Genomic DNA, 19,733 nt, shown 5'->3' with positions numbered 1-19,733 from the left:
ATAGCATATAATAATGTGTCGCGTAATAAAAATAAAGAAAAAAGATATGCGGACATTTCATTAGTTAGGAAGAAAATGTGCATAAAATGGTATACTATAAGTAATTTGCAACTAAATTTAATGTAAATCGTCTAAACTTCACAGAAATAGAAAGGAAGTTGTAGGAATGGAAGAACAGACGCGACAAACGCGCTATCGAAAGAGAAAAATGCGTAAAGGGCGATTACTATTCGTAGTTGTATTTCTTTTACTTTTAAGTGTAATTGGATATAGCTATGTACAATATAATAAGGGGAAGAACTTGGCTAGCGATAAAAAAATTGAAGTAGAAGGTTTTGAACCAAATGATAATCACCCGACTATAGAAAATTATTTAATCTTAGGTGTTGATACTCGAGGGGAGGAAAAATCGCGTTCCGATACGATGATGCTTCTTTCCTGGAACAGAAAAACAAATGATATGAAGCTCGTATCATTTATGCGTGATATTTATGCGGACATACCTGGTTATCAATCATATAAGCTGAATACGGCCTATTATTTAGGCGGGGTACCGTTACTTCAGGAAACGTTAAATAATATGTTCGATATACCAATCCATCATTATGCAATGATTGATTTTAAAAGCTTTGAAACATTAATTGATATTTTAGCTCCAAACGGTATTGAAATGGATGTTGAAAAAGATATGGGCGGATTAATCTATGTGGAAATTAAAAAAGGCATTCAAAATCTGAACGGTAAAGAACTGCTCGGCTATGCCCGTTTCCGAAGTGATGCTGAAGGTGATTTTGGACGTGTGGCACGTCAGCAAAAGGTAATTGAAGCTCTAAAGGATCAGCTATTTTCACCGAAAAACGTAGCGAATATCCCTAAATTCATTGGTGCTACTCAAGGTTACATTACGACAGATTTAACAAGTAAAGACCAGCTGACAACTGCATTAAAAGCCGTGTCTGGCGGTGAAATCAATGTTGAAAAAATGACGATTCCAGCAGAGGGTACTTACAAAATTAACAAGTACCGACATGCAGGGGAAGTACTGGAAATCGATATAGCGAAAAATTCGCAAATTTTACATGATTTTTTAAATTTAAACGAGTAAGCATTATATGTACATTCGTTATTCATGCTAAAATAAAGTATAAATTAAATATTGTTGAAATATTGAGGTGGTCTTTTGGAAAGAAAAAATGAAATGAATAAAATGAATTCATTACCCCAGGAAACGTCTAAATTTTTCTCTTCTAAATTTATTCGATTTTTAGGTGGTAAAAATTTATTATTCTTATTAGTGATCATCTTATTGGTTGGCTGTACGGTATTCGTGTACGATAAAATTTCCTTTATATTCGAGCCGTTACATGTATTATTTGAAGTCATCATATTGCCTGGTGTACTAGGGGCCATCTTGTTTTACTTATTACGCCCGCCATTGAAGCTTTTAGTGAGATGGAAAGTGCCGCGTGCATTGGCGATTCTAATTTTGTATATTATAGTAATTGCTTTGATCACGTTACTTGTGTTACTTGTTTTTCCGTTTTTACGTGATCAGTTTACAAACTTAGTGCAAGAATTCCCTGTAGTTTTAATGGCTCTTGCAAATGATTTATTAGCATTTTTAAATAACTCTCATTTCAGTGAGTATTTCGAAAAAATTAATTTTGACTACAATCAGATTCTAACGGACTTTACAGATAGTTTTATTACAACGGTAAAAGTAACTTTAGGTAGTTTAGCTACTGGTGTAGCCTCTGGGATAACAGGTTTCCTATCAACTGTTACAGGCATCATTTTATCGCTGGTCATTGTGCCGTTTATTACATTTTATTTATTATATGAGGGCGATAAAATGCCGCGCTTCATCTTACTTCTATTCCCACCGCGTATGCGTGAGCGAATTGGAGATGTATTGCATGATATGGACAAGCAAATTAGCTCCTACATACAAGGCCAGATTTTAGTATCGTTTTGTATTGGTGTCATGATGACAATCGGCTTTTTAATTATCGGAATGCCGTACGCTTTATTACTTGGCTTCCTGGCAATGATCACAAGTGTTGTTCCATATTTGGGACCCGCCATTGCAGCTACACCTGCTGCAATTATCGCGATTGTGAATTCACCATGGCTGTTAGTAAAGTTAGCTATTGTATGGACAATTGTACAATTAATTGAAGGGAAGTTTATATCCCCTCAGATTATGGGTAAATCATTAAGTATCCATCCTATTACAATTATTTTTGTATTATTAACAGCTGGCTCTTTATTTGGAGTCCCTGGTGTCGTGCTAGGTATTCCTGGTTATGCTTTAATAAAAGTGCTCATTTCACATACTTATCGAATCTTTAAACTGCGTTACAACCGTTTTCAGTCAGACGAGACGAATTTGTATGAAGAATTGAAATAACATTAAACAGGATAACGTAAAGATGGGGTGTGTTAAAAGCGAAACTTTTAACACGCTCCCTTTTTAAAATTTTTTACCAATTACATATTTATAATGGAGGAGTATACATGTTAAGCAAATGGCTAACATCATTAGAAGAGAATGGCGTGAAGGTTGAGACCGTCATTGAAAAGACAGAGCTTGTTGAAGGAGATATATTAAATGGTTCTGTTTATGTGACATCACATACAGAGGATGAAGAGGATAAAATCGATTACATTTCATTACTAGTACTTTGTGAAGAATTGGATGGCGAATTATCCATTGTCGGCAAACACTCGTTTCAGTTAGTTGGCGGGATCCGATCAAAAGATGGTGAAATTATTCCATTTGAGATTATTCCAGACGAACGCTGGGTATGCGGTAAAGATGAGCAACTCATCTTGCAAACGACCGTTGTATTTTTAGATGGTATGGAAATCGAAGAAAAAGGTGTTATATCGTATAGCGCCATTGAATAAAAGAAAAGGCGTTGCTGATACTTACATACAGCAACGCCTTTTCTTTTATAGTTTTATTGTAGACAGTCGTTTAACAGCTTCTTGCAGTTGCTCGACAGGCTGCACTAATGCGAGACGCATATAGCCTTCACCGGCTGTGCCAAATACCGTACCCGGCACCATCACGACACCTGTTTGTTCAATTGCCTTATAAGCAAAGTCGATGCATTTAATATCATACGGATATTTTGCCCAAACAAACATCCCGCCATCACTTGGCGCAACTTCCCAGCCGATTGATGTTAAGCCTTCCATCAGTGTTTTATGACGAACAGAGAAGGTTTCTCTCAGTACAGTAGTAACTTGCTCGGCATTGTCCAACGCTAAAGCAGCTACTTGCTGAATCGGTTCAAAAATACCAAAATCCAGGTTCGACTTCAGCTGTTTCATAATCCCGACTAATTGTGCATTTCCAACTATGTAGGCAATACGAGTACCAGCCAGACTGAAGCTTTTTGATAAAGAGTTGATTTCCAAACCGACTTCCATCGCACCAGGTGTAGCAAGGAAGCTGATTGGGGCATCCCCCTTAAAGTAAAATTCCGAATAGGCCGCATCATGCAGAACGATAATATTATACTTTTTCGCGAATGCCACGACTTCTTCAAAATATGCGATCGATGGCATGGCTGGTACCGGGTTACCCGGCAAGTTTAAAATTAGTAATTTTGCTTTTTGGCGAATCTCTTCTGGAATGGCTGTTAAATCCGGTAAATACTGATTTTCTTTAGTTAATGGCATATAGTAAGGTGTTGCACCTGCCAAATGAATCCCTGCATCATAAGCGACATATGCCGGGTTTGTAGTAAGTACGATATCACCAGGATCGCAGAATGCGACTGGCAAATGGACTAAACCTTCCTGAGAGCCAATTGTTTGGACAACTTCAGTTTCCGGATCTAATTCAACATTGTTTACTCGTTTATAATAGCGACATACCGCTTCATTGAATGTTTGAATACCCGTTAAAGTATAGCCGTAAGAAGACGAGAGTGCCGTAAGCTCGGACATTTTTTGGCGTAAATTCTCCGCCGGAGCAATATCAGGGCTCCCAAGGCTTAAATCAATGAGTACCGTTCCTTTTTGCTCTTGCAATTTTGCATGTTTTTTTAAGTCACCAAATATAGCCGGCACAAATAATGACATTTTTTTAGACGGTTGGATATTCAATCTTTAACACTCCTTAAAACTTTCAATTGTAAGCACCATTTTATCACACACATCACGTATAATGGGGATGAAATCAGAAAAGAGAATTAATTCACTGCATAAAGCACGAAACCGTAGTGGAATAGCAATATAGGTACTGGAAAATATTATTCTTAGGAAAATAAATGATTAAGAGGTGTAGGATGAAAATCTATTCATTAAGTGGGCCAAGCGGTACTGGGAAGAGTACGAGTGCTTTACAATTTGCACATGACAATGAAATTGAAGCCATCATTGATGACGGCATATTGATCGTAAACGGTGAAAAAATCGCGGGGACATCCGCTAAATTTGAGAAAAATACGTTAAAAGCAGTGCGCCGCGCCATTTTGGATGATGACATACATAAATCGGAAGTACTGGAGGCAATTAGCTCCCATGATGTGAAATCCATTTTACTGATCGGCACATCCGACAAAATGACGAAAAGAATTGCAGCTCGGTTACAGCTAGGAGAAATCGATGAATTTCACTATGTCCATAATATCCGAACAGAAAAGGAAATCCGCATTGCAAAATATGTGCGGGAAATTCAGGGCAAACATGTTATGCCTGTTCCGTACCGCCAAGTAGAACAGAACTTTTTCAAACGCCTTATTCAGCGGGGGAAGGAAATTTTCTCTTCTTCACAAGTTAAGCTTGGCGAAACGACGATTGTACAGCCGGATTTTCATCAAAATAGTGTTTATATTTCTCGGAATGTATTTACCGACGTGTTGGACCATGTACTTGAAAAACAGGATAAACTGGCAAAATTCGAAATAGCCAATATCCAAACCGACGGCGTACCGCAAATGACAATCGGGCTTTATTTAAAGTCACCTGTATCCTATGTTGTGCCGGAATATCTATATAAACTTCAGAATGAAATTTCACAGGAATTTTCATTGCATTTCGGTATTGAACCGGAAACGATTCATGTGCAAATAAAAGGAATCAAGTGAATAGTAATAAGAGGAGTTGGCATGTATATGTCAGCTCTTTTTATATGGAGAATATTGTATAATAAATTTGTAGTTTCTATTTTTAGATGATTAAGTATATTCTAATTATTAAGTACTGATTGGATCAAATCTTTTAAAGTTGCAATGAGAATAGTAAGGGGGAAATGAAATGAATTACATGGAACAGTTACAGCAAATTTTAACACATGAGCAAGTGACAACAAATGAAGTGTTACGTACACAACATGGGAGAGATGAGTCTTATCATGAACCGCATTTACCGGATGTTGTTGTCTACCCGAAAACTACAAAGGAAGTAAGCGAAATTATAGCGCTTGCAAATGAACAGCGCATTCCAGTAGTGCCATTTGGTCTTGGTACAAGTCTAGAAGGACATGTGATACCTTATCAAGGCGGAATCTCTTTGGATTTATCGCTTATGAATGCCGTATTGGAAGTACGACCGGAAGATTTTCTTGTAAAGGTCCAACCAGGTGTCACGCGCAGCCAGCTAAATAAAGAATTAAAGAAATATGGCTTATTCTTTTCAGTCGATCCGGGTGCCGATGCGACATTAGGCGGAATGGCTGCGACGAATGCGAGTGGAACAACTTCTGTACGCTACGGCATCATGCGTGACCAAGTCCGTGATTTAGAAGTGATTTTGGCAAATGGTGATGTAATCCATACTGGAGGATTGGCCGCGAAATCTTCTTCAGGCTATCATTTGAATGGTTTAATGGTCGGTTCCGAGGGGACTCTTGGGGTCATTACTGAATTGACATTGCGTGTATTCGGGATTCCGGAAAGCATTGTTGCCGGCCGCGCGACATTTGAGACGATACAGAAAGCGGTCGATGCTGTTGTTTCGTTAAAACAAGCCGGTATACCAATGGCCCGAATGGAACTTGTCGATAAACAAAGTATTGAAAAAGTAAACTTTGCTTCCGGAACCGATTTCCCCGAGACTCCTACGCTATTTTTGGAGTTCCATGGTAATGAAGCAGGTTTGCAGTCAGATGTTATTTTTGCGACTGAATTATTGAACGACAATGGCTGTATTGAGCTGGCATTTGAACAGGACGAACGTGCGCGCAATCAATTATGGGAGCTACGACATAACATGGCTTATACATATATTCATTCCGCACCAGGGAAAAAACTGATGTCTACAGATGTTGTTGTACCAATTAACTCATTGCCGGACGCGATTCAAAATTCCCGCGAGAAAATTGAAAACATGCAGATTGACGCGGGGATTGTCGGGCATGTAGGAGACGGCAATTATCATATATTGCTGATGGTAGATATGGAAAGTAAAGAAGAGATTGCAAGAGCAAAAGAACTGAATGAACATGTCGTTGAATACGCCTTGTCACTTGGTGGCACTTGTACGGGAGAACATGGTGTAGGTTATGGTAAGAAAAAGTACCAACAGCAAGAACACGGACTTGCCTACATGTGGATGAAAGAGATTAAACGGGTATTTGATCCGAACAACATTATGAACCCCGGCAAAATTTTTCTTGATTAGTGGTTGAACGATTTGTCGAAATTCGCTACAGTTACAGAACTTAAATAAAAAACAATTGAACTACAGGCAATTCAACAGCATTTGACAAGCGTCTTGTTAAAAACAGCTCAAACGACTTTGTATATTCTGCACGAATGGCGTCTAATTAAGGAACTATAATTTGATGCATTCCTAACGAAAAAACTGCCTCGCATAAAGGAGGCAGTTTTTTTATTGTTTTGGAAGCTGTCTTGTGAAAACCGGCTGACGTTTTTCAACAAATGCACGAACACCTTCAGAAAAGTCTCTTTCGGAAACAAATGGTGTTGATCCTTCCCATAAAACAGGGGCCGAATCCACACATTCTTTAACCGAGCGTTTTACTGCTAATAAGGAATCAGGTGACATACCGGCAACAAGCTTACCCATACGGATTGCAAAACGGTTCAGATCTTTTTCGGCAACTAAATAATTGAGCATTCCAGCTTTAAATGCTTCTTCTGCTTTATACATTCGTCCAGTGAATACAAAATCTTTCGTTGCGGATGGTCCGACCAAATCGACTAATCGCTTAGCGAATTTATTATTCAACGTAATGCCGAGCTTACCGACCGGGATACCCATTTTCGCTTTGTCCGAGCCGATACGAATATCACATGCAAGGGCAAGCTCCAGCCCAGCACCCATTGCCGGTCCGTTAATGACACCAATCACCGGAATCGGCAAGTTTTCTATTGTCGAAATCGTTTTTTCCATATGCACGAAGGCTTCTTCCGCTTTTTCCAGAGAAATCGAATTAAATTCTTTAATATCCGAGCCTGCTGTAAAGTTCTCGCCAGATCCGCGCAATAACAGCACCTTGTTTTTTGGATTTTCCAATGTACGCAATGCAATTTTGGCAAGCTGATCCCACATATTCGCCGTTAATGCATTTTTAAGTTGCGGGCGATGAATCGTAATAATGGCGAGCCCCGCAGTTTCCTGATAAATGATTTTCGCTTCTTCTGCTTCAAGTCTTGTCGTACGTACTTGCATTGATGGTCCCCCTTAATTATGTATACATAGTCATTATAGACGAAACAATATACAATAACATGCATTCCGGATGGTTCAAGTAAATATATCGAATATTCAGCAATTTCATGTATGAAATCCGTGTAATTCTAACCACTTCGCATGTTACAATATAAAGAAAGGGGCGAAAAATGTGGAAGAAATCCAACCGTATGTTAAAGCTTTTACAGCTTACTTGAAGTCATTAAATAAATCCTTTCATACGACGAAACAATATACATTGGACGCAAAGCAATTCGCGGAAATCATTCAACATGAGAATCAGATTAATGAAGCATTGCAACTTTATTCAAAAATGATTCAGGAAAAGTATCCTTCGTTCAATTCGGTCAACCGCAAATTCGCATCCATTCGCCATTTCCTTACTTTCTTACAGCTGCGCGGTGTGATTTCCGTATATAACGAAGAAATCATTGCTCCGTTGACAAAGCAGGAAACGGAACTGAATGTACTGAAGGAAAAGCAATTTAATCGGGCATTAGCCTATTGGCCGAAACAGTATGAGATTGCGTTAAATGAGGATCATGAATGGCTTGCATTACGTAATACCGTCATTGTTTTTACCATTGCGGAGCTTGGTATTAAACCAGCAGAACTTGTGCGGATGGAATGGAAGCATATCCATGCCGAAAAGCGAGAAATCATTGTACTGGCTTCGAAAAGTTACCGTGTTTTGCAGTGTTCAAAAAAACTGCTCGAACTGCTTGAGGACTATAAACGCCATACAATTGAATTCATGCCGCTAACGGAGCAGTCACCGTATGTTTGGCTCGGTGTCGGTAATAAAATGGGGGAGCCGGTCACCGTCAAAACGATCGAACGGATTTTTAAGGCGATGTCCGAACAGCTCCAATTTAAAGTGACCGCTACCAATATGCGCTACCACGCAATTCAAAAACTTTTAACAAAAAAAGAGGATCCAAAAGTTTTGTACGAGCAGTTCGGCTATGCGAGAAAAGGCGTCCTGCTTGAACGAGAACAACGATTCCCGAAAAACGGCTAGTAATTAATATGATTGATGAAAGATTGAGAGGGAATACAATGGCAATTTCAATGATGGAAGCATATACGATTGAATTATTAAAAACTCATCCTTATACATTTGAACAAGTTAAACACTATATTGAAAATGACGAAATGTATCTATTAACAGATACTTATGATATAGATCCAGATAGTTTGAAAATTTTATTGAATGAAAAGGCTGAAGAGATGGAACGGGCTTTTGCAGGAAACTATAAGGTGAAATTTGTAACGATCAATGGTTTGAAAAACTTGCTGCGCATGCGTTTTCAAATTTCCGATGACCAGTATGAACTGCTGCCTGAAGGGAACGGTCTGCAATCATTAAAAGTCGATCCGATCACTGAACAGCACATTCGCGGAATGCTTTCTTCAAACTGGAAAGTCGAGCGTAATGGGGAACTAATTACATTATTTGTCTAGTTGGTATAAAAAGGGGATATGGGAACAGTCAATTGACTCATCCCATACCCCCCTTTAGCGTTGTCGTCGCCTGTTTATTTTCCCGTAATAGCTAATTGAATATTTATAAACCTGGTTTAAAATGAGCAGTGCCAGCGTCAGTAAGCCGATAACCATCAGTATAAGTGCGATCCATTCAAAGAAAGTAAAACTAAAAATTTCGGATAGTTTAAATGGCTCTGCCAACATTTCAATGACAAGGTTCATTCCGTATATACCGGAAATCATACTGAAAATCGTTAAAATAAAAATCAGTTTATTTAACCGGTCTGTTGAACGGTCTTCCTGTATCCGGTACAGTTCTTCTAGCGTTTCTTTCGTCTCGCGGTATAGTCCGTCAATACGGAATACTTTCCTGAAATAGTGCGAGATTTCCTTCCCCTCTGTACGTGCCGATACCTCAGTAAAATAATACCTCGATGCAAACTTCGTAATCTGTTCGATTAACTCCTTTACAATATCCTTATCTTTTGAAAACTTTAATTCACTATGTTCGAATACGAGCTTTAACAACATCAGCTTATAAAAATAGTGAATAAGCAATGTATAGTAAGAGACTGAGTGAAAGCTGTTTAAATTTTTATACATGCTTTTGTCATCTACGGATGATAGGTGAATATGGCCTTGCAATGTTGTAATAATATGAAATTTTGGTGCCCATCTTTCGTAGCAATGTTCCTCAACAAAGCGTTTGATATACTCCTCATTTGTACTCGAAATATAAGGACCCCCTTTGCTGTCCCGACCATTTAATTGTCCTGCCCGATACAGTAAATGTTCATCGATTTCCACGTCTTCTCCCATATGAAAAAAAGCACTGACATACATGCGCTCATCTTCGAAAAATGGAATTTTGCTTATGTTTTTGTGAATTGATGAATAATCAACAAAATAATTTTCCAAAAATGGGGCGATTTTTTTTAATAATAATTCATCTGTATTATTAAAGAAAAAATTGTCGTAATAAATTTCCGTACCAAGCTCTTCATCAATTTTTGGCCGCAGCACTCTAAAAAAATGACCGAATGATAACGCGGCATTCATATCGACATTATCCGCCAACTGAATTCTCAGCGCTAAAATTCCAATACCAAATGGACACAGATTAATATCCGCACTCAATAACGTAAATGGAATTTCATCGAATACCGTCTTCATTTTTCCTTCACATTGGATTTTTTTCGAGTAACGGTTGAAGTTTCGTACGGAAATTTCGTCATTCAATAATTTCTCTTCCATGAAAGGATAAAAGAATTGCGTTAACAATTGGGGGGATACTTTAATATCGGGTCCGTAAAGTGTTTCGTTAAATTCCTCTTCATCGATCGTAAAGTGATAAAATTTGTTGCGCTTTAATACTTGCTGTAACTTTTCAAAATCGTACTGTCGATAATTGAAAGGATAATAAAAAACATAGTGGGTTTTTAGCGAATTCATCCTTTCACCTCCTGGAACATCTATTCCCAAAATTCGATAAATTTAACCAAAAAGGGCTTCGACAGAAATCGATCTCAGACGATTCGACACGGGTCATCATACACGATTCGACATTTCACTTCGTCTGAGAGCGAAATTGCGAAACAAGAACATATGTTTCTATTTATTGTCGAAAAACCGCTTAAATCTACTAAATTAGCAATAATGTTCCCAAATATGAATTTGGGAACATTTTTTATGCTATAATTAGAGCGAAATAGAAGGGGATTGGACGAAAATGAAGCTGCCGAAATTTTTACGTGATTTTTTAATTTACTTAACAACGATTACGGGAAAGTCCCAAAGAACCCGAAAAGAATATGAATATGATCTTATTTTGTTCATGCGTTTTCTAAAAGCGATCGAAGAAGATATCCCGTTAGACCGTTTACATACAATCGACATTTCTACGTTTACAGTTGATCAAATTAAAGAAGTGTCTCTGGAAGACTTATATTTGTTTATGGAGTATTGCGAAGTACAACGCGGCAACTCCTCAGCAGCCCGCGCTCGTAAAGTAGCAACATTAAAATCCTTTTTCAAATATTTAAAAGGAAAGCGCCGTCTAATTAATGAAAACCCGGCTGAACATTTGGAAACACCAAAAATCGGACGACGCCAACCGGTTTATTTAAATTATAATGAGGCAAAGGATTTTATCGGTGCTGTACAGATACAATCGTACAGTGCACGCGATGAATGCATGATGGTCTTTTTCCTGAACCTCGGTATTCGTGTTTCCGAGTTGTGTTCACTCAATATCGAATCCATCAATGGACGAATGCTGACGGTGATCGGGAAAGGGAATAAAGAACGGCATGTGTATTTAAATGATGCGTGTATAAATGCATTAGAAAAGTATTTACAGGAGCGACATGCATATAAAGGGGAAGGGAAAGAACCGCTGTTCATTTCTCAAAAAGGGACACGTTTTGCGAGACAGTCGATTGCACGGATCGTGAAAGTGATCAACGCCAACAGTCAGTCACCGAAAGAAAAGCTGACACCGCATAAACTTCGACATACTTCCGCGACCATGATGTATAAATCCGGAGCGGACATTCGAACATTGCAGCATATTCTTGGCCACTCGAGTGTAGCAACAACACAAATTTATACGCATATCGAAGACGAACAAATTCAGGAAGTACTTAAAAATAATCCATTCAATAATTTATAATAATAATATTATGTAAACTAAATAAATATAAAAGACTTAAACAGGAAAGAAGATCGGCACATATCCTGTTAAAATCCAAAAACACCCATTTTCTATTTATTAGAAAACGGGTGTTTTTTTAAGCGATCAATTAATGTAATTCGCCTTCATTTTTATTCAGTTGTATGGAGCTCATTGCTTTAAAATCATTTCCGGTTGGATTTTGGAAGAGTCTCAGGTCAAACTCGGATGCGATTGCAAAGAGATGATCGAATATATCCGATTGGATCGACTCATAAACTGCCCAGTTGATATCGTTTGAGAACGTGTAAATTTCAAGTGGTAACCCATGTTCACTTGGAGCCAATTGTCTTACCATCGTTGTCATATCTTTATGGATTCCTGGATGGTTTTTTAAATAGTTGCTAATATATGTTCGGAACAACCCGACATTTGTCAGTGCTCTGCCATTCACCTGATGGCTAATATCAATACGATGTTTAATATTGTATTCCGTAATTTCCCGTTGTCTCGTATCAATATAGTCCGTAAGATAATGAATTTTGCGCAACTCCTTGATCTTTTCCTCAGAACAAAACGCGATACTTGTTGTATCAATAAAGATGGAGCGTTTTATCCTTCTGCCACCAGTAACTTGCATACCTCTCCAGTTTTTAAAAGAATCCGAAATCAATGCATAACTAGGAATCGTTGTTATTGTTTTATCAAAGTTTTGAACTTTTACGGTATTTAATGAAAGATCAATGACATCACCGTCTGCGCCGTATTTCGGCATTTCAATCCAATCTCCTACACGGACCATATCATTAGATGTTAATTGAATCCCTGTGACAAGACCTAATAAGGAGTCTTTAAAAACGAGCAGCAGCACAGCTGACAGTGCACCAAGTCCACTTAGGATGATCAGTGGATTTTTCCCAATTAAGTTCGCGATGATCAATATAATCCCCAGGACATAGACAATAATTTTCGCTACTTGAATATAACCTTTAATCGGCTGAACTTTGGAAATTTCAAATGTTTGATAAATATCATGAACAGCATTCAATAAACTGCCTATTAGACTTATTACGACGATGATGATATACGTAGTGGCCCCTTTTTCAATGAGGTCCTGATACGTAAAAGCTTCAGCAAAATGATAAATAATAATCGCCGGAACGATATGAGATAACTTGTGGAATACTTTCTTTTCTAAAAGGATGTTATCCCACGTATATTTATTATTATTCACAATATGTGTAATAAATCTGATGACAATCTTTTTAGTTATAAAGTTTGCCAATAAACAAAGGAGCACGATAAAAATAATCATGATTCCCACTGAGAGATACTCAGCAACTATTGTATTTACGCCAAAATCGATTAGTTTTTTATAAATAAGATTCATCTAATTCCTCCCGCCTCCTATGGTAACAAAGATGTCGATAAGATGAAATGATTGTCTACTGCGGATTCCTGATAAAAACCCTTGTCGAAAATTTCCGAAAGTAAAATAAAGATTCAGATAATTCATTGACACTGCCCCTAAACTGTTATATATTTAATTTACAAATAAAAACTGTTATATAACAAAGGAGAGAAGAACAATGAGTTATTTTGAAAAAGGGTATAAAATGTATGTAGAAAAGTGTGAACAGTTTGGATTACAGCCATTAAATTTCCGGTATTACGTAAATCAGCTTTCCTATCAGCAATTACTTGCGTATAACGGCTATGCAATGGAACAGGAGATGAGACAAAATGATTAGTCCTCAAACCGAAACAGTTTATTATAAGGATGTAATGCCGATTCATTCAATCGAACTCGTGAACATCCACTATATCCAGCCAGATCTGACGATGGAAATGTCCCACATATGTGCAAATTACGCCATGCTGCATCGAGGTGTTTATGAAATTACAACTTAATCTACTGTTATAAATCAATCTACGAATCCGTTGTAGATTGATTTTTTTATTGTTTGGCTCTTTGTAAATCAAAAAGGCTGCTTCGTAATCGAGTTACAAAGCAGCCCTTTATTAATCAAGCAAATAACTTTCAATTCGCAAAAACTCTTCCTCATCGATATTGTCCATATATTTATACAGCAAATCGAGATCGACTTTGATTTCATCTTTATGTGTTAAATAGAACTGCTCTGTTAAATGAGAGATTATTAACGGAACCGCTTTTTGATGGTTAAACCGGTGTAAATAGGTCGATAAAAAATCCTCATTTACTGCAATATCCGTGTTTTGGCCCAGCGCATTAAAATCGACATAATTGATATGCGCCGTTAAAAATTGTTCCGTTAAATGCACATTATATTGGCAAATGTAAGACCAATCCAGCTCATTTTTGTACTTATTCAGCCAATGCAGCTCCGCAATTGCGGTAAATAACTGTTTTTGTTCGTCACTGTATGCCTTAAATTTTTTATCCATTTCTGCATTTGTTAATCGTCGGTCCCCATACCGGTTATACTTCTGACTGACTAGTGACGGAATTCCTTTCACTAAATGCTCACTGCCAGACCATTTATACGAACCTCGGTCATATTCGAAGAGCTGCATATCCATATCCGGGATTTCATCGGCTTCCGGTAAATAAATAAGCTCAAATGAATTATAAAAGACATTACTTCCAATGAAGTCATCCAGTTGATCGACAAAATCCGGATTCAAACGCTTTTTGTTGGCCATTAATGTTGTTACTAAATAACGTTTAAAGGACATCGACAACCGCGCAAGTACAGGCTTGTTATACTGGAGTGCTTCCAGATCCACTTCGGGCAAATAATCGATTATAAACTGCTCTGATAGAAGCGGGTTCGCATAACTTACATACGTAAACGGCAAGTATTGAAAATAAGCCGTCAAGCGGGAAGGATGCAACTGGACTGCTTGATGGCACCAGTTTCGGTAAGCTTCTAAAAATACACGGTCATATGGAAGCTGCTCGTAAACAGTTTCATCATTCGATTCCATTTGTTTCACAATGGACAGATCATTAAAATCATCTACCGAAAACTGTGCAGGGAACGGAATTTCCTGAAAAGCACTATTTAAATGGAAAGTTGCTTTTGGCTTCGTCGAAACAAAACTATACGTCCCGATTGCTCCGCGCTCTTCCAGTAAGATATAGGCAAGTTCCTGGCGTTCATCCCGTGTTAACTCACAGTCTTTCGGAAACTTTACAGCAGCAAAATATTGCGCTTTTGCCAAGTCATAGAAAAACTTGTAATCGCCTTCTTTTGTATAAGGTTCCTTTGATTCATTTTGCTGCCAGTAGAGGAGGGCTCCTTGAATCGGATTTCTATTTGAAAACGTAATATTCGCGATTGAAAAGATATTTTGCGCTAATGCGTCATCATACAGAACTTTAATAAACTCGATCTTTTTAATTTTTAGCATGCTAAGACACCTCCGTTCCTACTATTATATACTTGAATCATTGAAATTCCGAAAAAAAAGTTCGCAAATTAGGTTTAAGGATGTTTTGACGTGGTATATTACTTGTAAGTAAAGTTGCGGTCACTGAAGAGTAGATGTAAGTTAACCACTAGTTTAGATTGTTTATATGATGATTTCTATTAGCTTCGTTGTATGCGTTTATAAAGCAACATTCACAGTTTATTTTAGGCAATTAATGAACAAAAATGCTTTAACGAAGATTTTCGAAAGATGCCAGCAAAAGTTAGGCGAGCGAAATGCATACACGAATTGAGATATACCATTGAAAATTTCAGCTCAAACGTTTTATATGATGTTAAACTAACGTACGAAACATTACAACTTAATAGGCAATACCGACCGCAACTTTACGCCTTTCACTCCTTATGCCATAAGGAGTGTTTTCTTTTGTGCAATAATGGCTATAATATACGTAACGAATTGCTGATAGGAGAATGACAATGTGGAAGATACATAATGGGAAACTGATTCAAACAACAGATGAATCTAGAATCCGGTACAAAACGCGAATGAGCGCGGCAATTATTAACAGTTTAAAGCAGCTTGCCGAAAAATATGACACACATATCGGTTATTTATTGGAAAATGGTTATAGTAATTTAATCGAATCCGGTTCAATCGTTTACGACAAAAAAAACCGGCCTAAAGATCGCATCGAATTCCGGACGACATGCGATAAAGAATTACTGGATAGCCTGAAAGAATTTGCAAAGGATCATAGCCTGAATTTAAACGACGTCATTGAAGCAAGTGTTGCGTATATCAATTATGAGGATGTTAAACACGCAAATTGGCGTTACCGTGTAGAAGTTTAATAAAAAATGATGAAAGCAATTGGGGAACCGATTGCTTTTTTGTTATATAAAGTGGCGAATTTCCTACCTTTCCCCCCTAAATTTATTCCATATTTTACAAATTCATTTTATTGGTGCTATACTATGGAAATCTATAAAGAGTATAAGGAGGTTAGTAGAAATGTTCAAATTCAGTTGGGTAGGGAGCGAAACGCATTTTGTAGATTTACCGCACATTCAGCAATTCAAGAATCTTACAATTGGACGGTTTGGCGGCAATTCATCAGCAGGGCAATAGCAGGGCAATATAAAAACGAGGATGGTTGTATCGTCTGGGTGAATGAAGAACAGAATTGGGAATTTGTCATGATTTTGGATGCTCATAACAGTGCGGAAAGTGCCGAACTTGTCGTGGAAACTTTTACGAAAGAAGTACATAATCTGACTTCAATTTTTAACAAGCCACTTTCTGAAGCTTTTCTGGAATTAGATCATCATATCCTACATATTTTTCAAAATCCGCTCTTTTTAGCCCGTTGCCGTGAAGTACAAGGGGAAACGGCATGTCTGATCGTGTTAAGGAAAGACAAATATATTTGGTGGTTTTCAGTTGGGGACTGTATTTTTCATTTATTTCATCCCGAATTGGCTGAAATGCAGCAATATCAGTTAAATCAAAGAAATTTCTACGAGTGGATCGGGAGTGTCAATACATTTGAATTGGATGTGCCGTGTTACAGTACGGGTCGCAGAGAATTGCGAAAAGGAAGGAATCAGCTGTTTTTGACAACGGACGGACTAACGGAATGTCCTCATACTACATTTGATAACCCGAAGGATATTATGAATGTATTTGACCATGCCCAGTCTCCAAACGATTCTGTAAGGCAGCTATTAAAGGAGGTTGAAGCAAAGGGTGTACGGGACAGTACAACAATTGTTTCATGGACCGTTGATGTCGATCAAAATGCAACTGAACCAAGTAATAAATAATTTATAGGAGGGGTGTTATATATGTTTAAAGTTAAAACAGATTTTATCAAAGGTTATAAAGGTAAGGATATTGATTATACTGTTTTAAGTACCGATGAGCATGCCTCAAAATTGGCGATTTTGCTTCCTGGAGCTGGCTATACCGCGCAAGCACCACTTCTTCATTATTCGACGGGCGTGTTTTCACATAAATCGGTGGATGTGCTGCAGGTGAATTATACGTATAACGATAAGTTTTATGATTCCTTCACTATGGATGAGCTCGTGGAAGCGATTAAACATGATGTAGGTACAGTCATTGATAAAGTTTTAGAAGAGAACTCATATGATGGCTATTATCTTGTTGGAAAGTCTCTAGGAACGATTGCTATGGCTTCATTGTTAGACAAAGAAATCTTTCATAATGCAAAGGCTGTATGGTTAACGCCGCTTCTTAATCGGGATGATGTTTTTGAATCAATGTTACACAGCCGTAACGAAAGTTTATGTTTTATTGGGGATGATGACACGCATTATAATGCGGAAAGATATCGTCAATTCGCCAATAATCCAAAACTGGTGTCAAGACTACTGGAAGGAGCGGATCACAGCCTGCAGTATAAGGGCGATCCTGTCCGTTCAATTGATTTGTTAAAAACGGTCATTAAGGAAATCGATGAACTTTAACGAAAAAAGCCTTCCATCAATTCGAAGGAAGGCTTTCATTTTATTCTAAGTGATCAATTGCATACTGTGCTTCTTCAGCCGTAAATTTTTCTCCGTATTCGGAAATCAATTGATCATAAATAGCAGAGTCAGACATTGCCATTGTTTCAGCGTATGATTTTGCTTTTTCTAATGCATTCGCTTTCCAGTCAAACTCCAGGTTATCGATTGCATATTGCGCAGCTTCTTTAGGAAAACCTTCTCCATACTCCGAAATTAATTGATCGTAAATACCAGCTTTAGACATTTGCATTGTTTCCGCATACATTTCAGCTTTTTTCAACGCAGATTTATATTCGCGCGGTACATTATCTTCTTTTGCTTCTTCTTTTGGTTCTTCTTTTACAGCTTCTTTTGTATCTGCTGCGTTTTCTTTCGGTTCAGTTGTCGCTTCAACTTTTGTATCTGAATCCACTTCAGATGTTTCTCCATCACTGAACACGGCAATGATTACTATTAATATAATAAGGGCTAAAAATCCGCCACAACCAAGTTTAAATGCTTTCTTCAACGCGGTAAATCCTCCTTTTTGATTCTAAATATATATTACTAGTTATTGTAGGATAATAATACTGGTAATATTTTTATGTAGAGCAAATGTTTATTAATAAATTGATATATTTAATGGAATTTATATAAAATGTGTCGAATTAATTGTAAATACCTTTTCGGGGAGATGGCGTTAAATTGTTAAAGGGGTGGCTGAAGATTATTCTCGTGATAAGTAGGTGGAGAGAAGGTAATTATTATAATAAAAAAGTACTTTTGCAAAGAGTAGTTACAAAAGTACCGAATACTTATATTTAAGGTTTTAAAACAACTTTTATACAGTCATCTTGCTTTGTATCGAATATTTCATAGCCATGTTTTGCTTTTTCAAGTGGGAGGACATGTGTAATAATATCACCTGCATTCACCTTACCATCAGCGATTAAGTTATAGACATGAGGCATGAGATGCACGACAGGGGCTTGTCCGGTGCGTATTGCTACATTGCGTTGGAAGATGTCACCGAGTGGGAAAGCGTTGTACCGGCCACCATAAACACCGGTAATTTGGATCGTTCCTCCTTTGCGTACTGCTTGACTGGCGGTCACAATCGCTCCCATAGCACCACTTTGCAGTTTTATACCACTTGCCAGAAACTCTAATGGCGTCATTTTTCCGCTCATCCCGACACAATCAATGACAACGTCCGCGCCGCCCTTTGTAATCTCTTTTAAATATTCACCACAATTTTCATGGTCTTCAAAATTAACGATTTCAACCTTGTTTGTCTTCTTTGCGTGTTTAAGACGATATCCTATATAGTCAACTGCGATTACTCTTTCTGCACCTTTTAACCAAGTAAATTTTTGCGCCAATAGCCCAACAGGTCCGCAACCAAGAATAACAACCGTATCTCCTTTTTTCACACCGGCATTTTCTACACTCCAAAAAGCAGTAGAGGCAGCATCGGCAAGGAGAACGAGACTTTCATCAGGAACTTCAGATTTCTCCGGAATTTTAAAAGGGAGAAAATTGCCATAGGGAACACGCATATACTCTGCCTGTCCTCCAGGAAAACCGCCTGTTGTATCTGAATAACCGAAGTAGGCGCCCATTTCACCATTGTCATTTGCATTATCACATTGACTTTCCAGCTCGTGATTACAATACCAGCATTGACCACAGGCAATATTAAAAGGAATGACAACCCGGTCACCTTTTTTAACCTTCGTCACATCTTTGCCGACTTCTTCTACAATTCCCATTGGTTCATGCCCAACGACATAATCTTGGCCTATATTTGGTATCATTCCATGCATCAGATGCAAGTCAGATCCGCAAATAGCTGTTGTTGTTAGACGGATTATAATATCATCGGCTTTTTTAATTTTAGGGTCTTTTACTTCCTTGACCTCAACATTTTTTATACCTTGAAAAGTAACAGCTTTCATTAAAAAATCCCTCGT

At 37.8% G+C, this 19,733-nt stretch carries 20 protein-coding genes; 13 read left to right on the top strand and 7 right to left on the bottom strand.

The features are described from left to right. Positions 1-166: 166 nt before the first annotated feature. The 3 genes from AC6CH1_RS07015 to AC6CH1_RS07005 all read left to right on the top strand — a co-directional run bounded on the left by AC6CH1_RS07015 (position 167) and on the right by AC6CH1_RS07005 (position 2,910). Positions 167-1,105 (top strand): LCP family protein, encoded by a 939-nt coding sequence (locus AC6CH1_RS07015; protein ID WP_251687905.1) that lies wholly within the window; start codon positions 167-169, stop codon positions 1,103-1,105. 93 nt (positions 1,106-1,198) lie between these two features. After that, on the top strand, positions 1,199-2,410 hold the full coding sequence (locus AC6CH1_RS07010) for an AI-2E family transporter (RefSeq protein WP_427711591.1): 1,212 nt from the start codon (positions 1,199-1,201) through the stop codon (positions 2,408-2,410). A gap of 107 nt (positions 2,411-2,517) precedes the next feature. Beyond that, entirely contained in the window at positions 2,518-2,910 is a 393-nt protein-coding gene (locus tag AC6CH1_RS07005; RefSeq protein WP_251687907.1) for a cysteine synthase, read from the top strand. A gap of 45 nt (positions 2,911-2,955) precedes the next feature. Here AC6CH1_RS07005 and AC6CH1_RS07000 read toward each other — a convergent pair whose 3' ends face one another. Further along, positions 2,956-4,119: an aminotransferase class I/II-fold pyridoxal phosphate-dependent enzyme gene (locus AC6CH1_RS07000; protein WP_498316771.1), complete on the bottom strand. Its 1,164-nt coding sequence runs from the start codon at positions 4,117-4,119 to the stop codon at positions 2,956-2,958. Between the two features lie 182 nt (positions 4,120-4,301). On the opposite strand from AC6CH1_RS07000, the gene AC6CH1_RS06995 reads away from it, so the two are divergent. After that, positions 4,302-5,102 (top strand): nucleoside/nucleotide kinase family protein, encoded by an 801-nt coding sequence (locus AC6CH1_RS06995; protein WP_427709830.1) that lies wholly within the window; start codon positions 4,302-4,304, stop codon positions 5,100-5,102. Positions 5,103-5,271: 169 nt separating this feature from the next. Then, positions 5,272-6,636: an FAD-binding oxidoreductase gene (locus tag AC6CH1_RS06990; RefSeq protein ID WP_498316769.1), complete on the top strand. Its 1,365-nt coding sequence runs from the start codon at positions 5,272-5,274 to the stop codon at positions 6,634-6,636. Positions 6,637-6,846: 210 nt separating this feature from the next. Here AC6CH1_RS06990 and AC6CH1_RS06985 read toward each other — a convergent pair whose 3' ends face one another. Further along, positions 6,847-7,650, bottom strand: coding sequence for an enoyl-CoA hydratase/isomerase family protein (locus AC6CH1_RS06985; protein ID WP_498316768.1), 804 nt, complete (start codon positions 7,648-7,650; stop codon positions 6,847-6,849). 172 nt (positions 7,651-7,822) lie between these two features. On the opposite strand from AC6CH1_RS06985, the gene AC6CH1_RS06980 reads away from it, so the two are divergent. Together AC6CH1_RS06980 and AC6CH1_RS06975 are read left to right on the top strand one after the other, a co-directional pair. Continuing rightward, complete coding sequence (locus tag AC6CH1_RS06980; protein ID WP_498316766.1) at positions 7,823-8,692, top strand: tyrosine-type recombinase/integrase; 870 nt, start codon at positions 7,823-7,825, stop codon at positions 8,690-8,692. A gap of 38 nt (positions 8,693-8,730) precedes the next feature. Next, positions 8,731-9,135, top strand: coding sequence for a hypothetical protein (locus AC6CH1_RS06975; protein WP_498316765.1), 405 nt, complete (start codon positions 8,731-8,733; stop codon positions 9,133-9,135). Positions 9,136-9,189: 54 nt separating this feature from the next. Here AC6CH1_RS06975 and AC6CH1_RS06970 read toward each other — a convergent pair whose 3' ends face one another. After that, positions 9,190-10,611: a sugar phosphate isomerase gene (locus AC6CH1_RS06970; protein WP_498316763.1), complete on the bottom strand. Its 1,422-nt coding sequence runs from the start codon at positions 10,609-10,611 to the stop codon at positions 9,190-9,192. A 277-nt stretch (positions 10,612-10,888) separates the two neighbouring features. Between AC6CH1_RS06970 and AC6CH1_RS06965 the strand changes: the two genes are divergently transcribed. Then, positions 10,889-11,830 (top strand): tyrosine recombinase XerC, encoded by a 942-nt coding sequence (locus AC6CH1_RS06965; protein WP_498316761.1) that lies wholly within the window; start codon positions 10,889-10,891, stop codon positions 11,828-11,830. A 130-nt stretch (positions 11,831-11,960) separates the two neighbouring features. Here the strand turns inward: AC6CH1_RS06965 and AC6CH1_RS06960 are convergent, their stop codons facing one another. Then, complete coding sequence (locus AC6CH1_RS06960) at positions 11,961-13,220, bottom strand: mechanosensitive ion channel family protein (RefSeq protein WP_498316759.1); 1,260 nt, start codon at positions 13,218-13,220, stop codon at positions 11,961-11,963. 199 nt (positions 13,221-13,419) lie between these two features. On the opposite strand from AC6CH1_RS06960, the gene AC6CH1_RS06955 reads away from it, so the two are divergent. Together AC6CH1_RS06955 and AC6CH1_RS06950 are read left to right on the top strand one after the other, a co-directional pair. Next, positions 13,420-13,581, top strand: coding sequence for a transcriptional regulator (locus AC6CH1_RS06955; protein ID WP_251687927.1), 162 nt, complete (start codon positions 13,420-13,422; stop codon positions 13,579-13,581). Further along, entirely contained in the window at positions 13,574-13,741 is a 168-nt protein-coding gene (locus AC6CH1_RS06950; protein ID WP_251687929.1) for a hypothetical protein, read from the top strand. Before AC6CH1_RS06955 ends, AC6CH1_RS06950 begins: the two co-directional genes overlap by 8 nt. Before the next feature lie 111 nt (positions 13,742-13,852). Here the strand turns inward: AC6CH1_RS06950 and AC6CH1_RS06945 are convergent, their stop codons facing one another. Beyond that, a complete protein-coding gene (locus AC6CH1_RS06945) occupies positions 13,853-15,226 on the bottom strand; it encodes a nucleoside-diphosphate sugar epimerase (protein ID WP_498316757.1) in 1,374 nt (457 codons plus the stop codon). 500 nt (positions 15,227-15,726) lie between these two features. Here AC6CH1_RS06945 and AC6CH1_RS06940 point away from each other — a divergent pair, with 500 nt between their 5' ends. From AC6CH1_RS06940 to AC6CH1_RS06930, 3 genes are all read left to right on the top strand, one after another. Further along, positions 15,727-16,101, top strand: coding sequence for an rRNA methyltransferase (locus AC6CH1_RS06940; protein ID WP_251687934.1), 375 nt, complete (start codon positions 15,727-15,729; stop codon positions 16,099-16,101). A 315-nt stretch (positions 16,102-16,416) separates the two neighbouring features. Next, entirely contained in the window at positions 16,417-17,073 is a 657-nt protein-coding gene (locus AC6CH1_RS06935) for a PP2C family serine/threonine-protein phosphatase (protein ID WP_498316756.1), read from the top strand. A 21-nt stretch (positions 17,074-17,094) separates the two neighbouring features. After that, on the top strand, positions 17,095-17,739 hold the full coding sequence (locus AC6CH1_RS06930) for an alpha/beta family hydrolase (protein ID WP_498316754.1): 645 nt from the start codon (positions 17,095-17,097) through the stop codon (positions 17,737-17,739). A gap of 40 nt (positions 17,740-17,779) precedes the next feature. Here the strand turns inward: AC6CH1_RS06930 and AC6CH1_RS06925 are convergent, their stop codons facing one another. Both AC6CH1_RS06925 and AC6CH1_RS06920 read right to left on the bottom strand, forming a co-directional pair. After that, a complete protein-coding gene (locus AC6CH1_RS06925; RefSeq protein WP_498316752.1) occupies positions 17,780-18,289 on the bottom strand; it encodes an Ltp family lipoprotein in 510 nt (169 codons plus the stop codon). 292 nt (positions 18,290-18,581) lie between these two features. Beyond that, positions 18,582-19,718 (bottom strand): zinc-dependent alcohol dehydrogenase, encoded by a 1,137-nt coding sequence (locus tag AC6CH1_RS06920; RefSeq protein ID WP_427709852.1) that lies wholly within the window; start codon positions 19,716-19,718, stop codon positions 18,582-18,584. Positions 19,719-19,733 lie beyond the last annotated feature (15 nt).

The sequence above is a fragment of the Solibacillus sp. GQ1 genome (assembly GCF_059758555.1).
This window is presented reverse-complemented; position numbering and strand designations above follow the sequence as displayed.

Coding starts and splice junctions, on each gene's coding strand:
- AC6CH1_RS07015 (WP_251687905.1), top strand. CDS start 167: ATGGAAGAACAGACGCGACAAACGCGCTATCGAAAGAGAAAAATGCGT.
- AC6CH1_RS07010 (WP_427711591.1), top strand. CDS start 1,199: ATGAATAAAATGAATTCATTACCCCAGGAAACGTCTAAATTTTTCTCT.
- AC6CH1_RS07005 (WP_251687907.1), top strand. CDS start 2,518: ATGTTAAGCAAATGGCTAACATCATTAGAAGAGAATGGCGTGAAGGTT.
- AC6CH1_RS06995 (WP_427709830.1), top strand. CDS start 4,302: ATGAAAATCTATTCATTAAGTGGGCCAAGCGGTACTGGGAAGAGTACG.
- AC6CH1_RS06990 (WP_498316769.1), top strand. CDS start 5,272: ATGAATTACATGGAACAGTTACAGCAAATTTTAACACATGAGCAAGTG.
- AC6CH1_RS06985 (WP_498316768.1), bottom strand. CDS start 7,650: ATGCAAGTACGTACGACAAGACTTGAAGCAGAAGAAGCGAAAATCATT.
- AC6CH1_RS06975 (WP_498316765.1), top strand. CDS start 8,731: ATGGCAATTTCAATGATGGAAGCATATACGATTGAATTATTAAAAACT.
- AC6CH1_RS06970 (WP_498316763.1), bottom strand. CDS start 10,611: ATGAATTCGCTAAAAACCCACTATGTTTTTTATTATCCTTTCAATTAT.
- AC6CH1_RS06965 (WP_498316761.1), top strand. CDS start 10,889: ATGAAGCTGCCGAAATTTTTACGTGATTTTTTAATTTACTTAACAACG.
- AC6CH1_RS06960 (WP_498316759.1), bottom strand. CDS start 13,220: ATGAATCTTATTTATAAAAAACTAATCGATTTTGGCGTAAATACAATA.
- AC6CH1_RS06955 (WP_251687927.1), top strand. CDS start 13,420: ATGAGTTATTTTGAAAAAGGGTATAAAATGTATGTAGAAAAGTGTGAA.
- AC6CH1_RS06950 (WP_251687929.1), top strand. CDS start 13,574: ATGATTAGTCCTCAAACCGAAACAGTTTATTATAAGGATGTAATGCCG.
- AC6CH1_RS06945 (WP_498316757.1), bottom strand. CDS start 15,226: ATGCTAAAAATTAAAAAGATCGAGTTTATTAAAGTTCTGTATGATGAC.
- AC6CH1_RS06940 (WP_251687934.1), top strand. CDS start 15,727: ATGTGGAAGATACATAATGGGAAACTGATTCAAACAACAGATGAATCT.
- AC6CH1_RS06930 (WP_498316754.1), top strand. CDS start 17,095: ATGTTTAAAGTTAAAACAGATTTTATCAAAGGTTATAAAGGTAAGGAT.
- AC6CH1_RS06920 (WP_427709852.1), bottom strand. CDS start 19,718: ATGAAAGCTGTTACTTTTCAAGGTATAAAAAATGTTGAGGTCAAGGAA.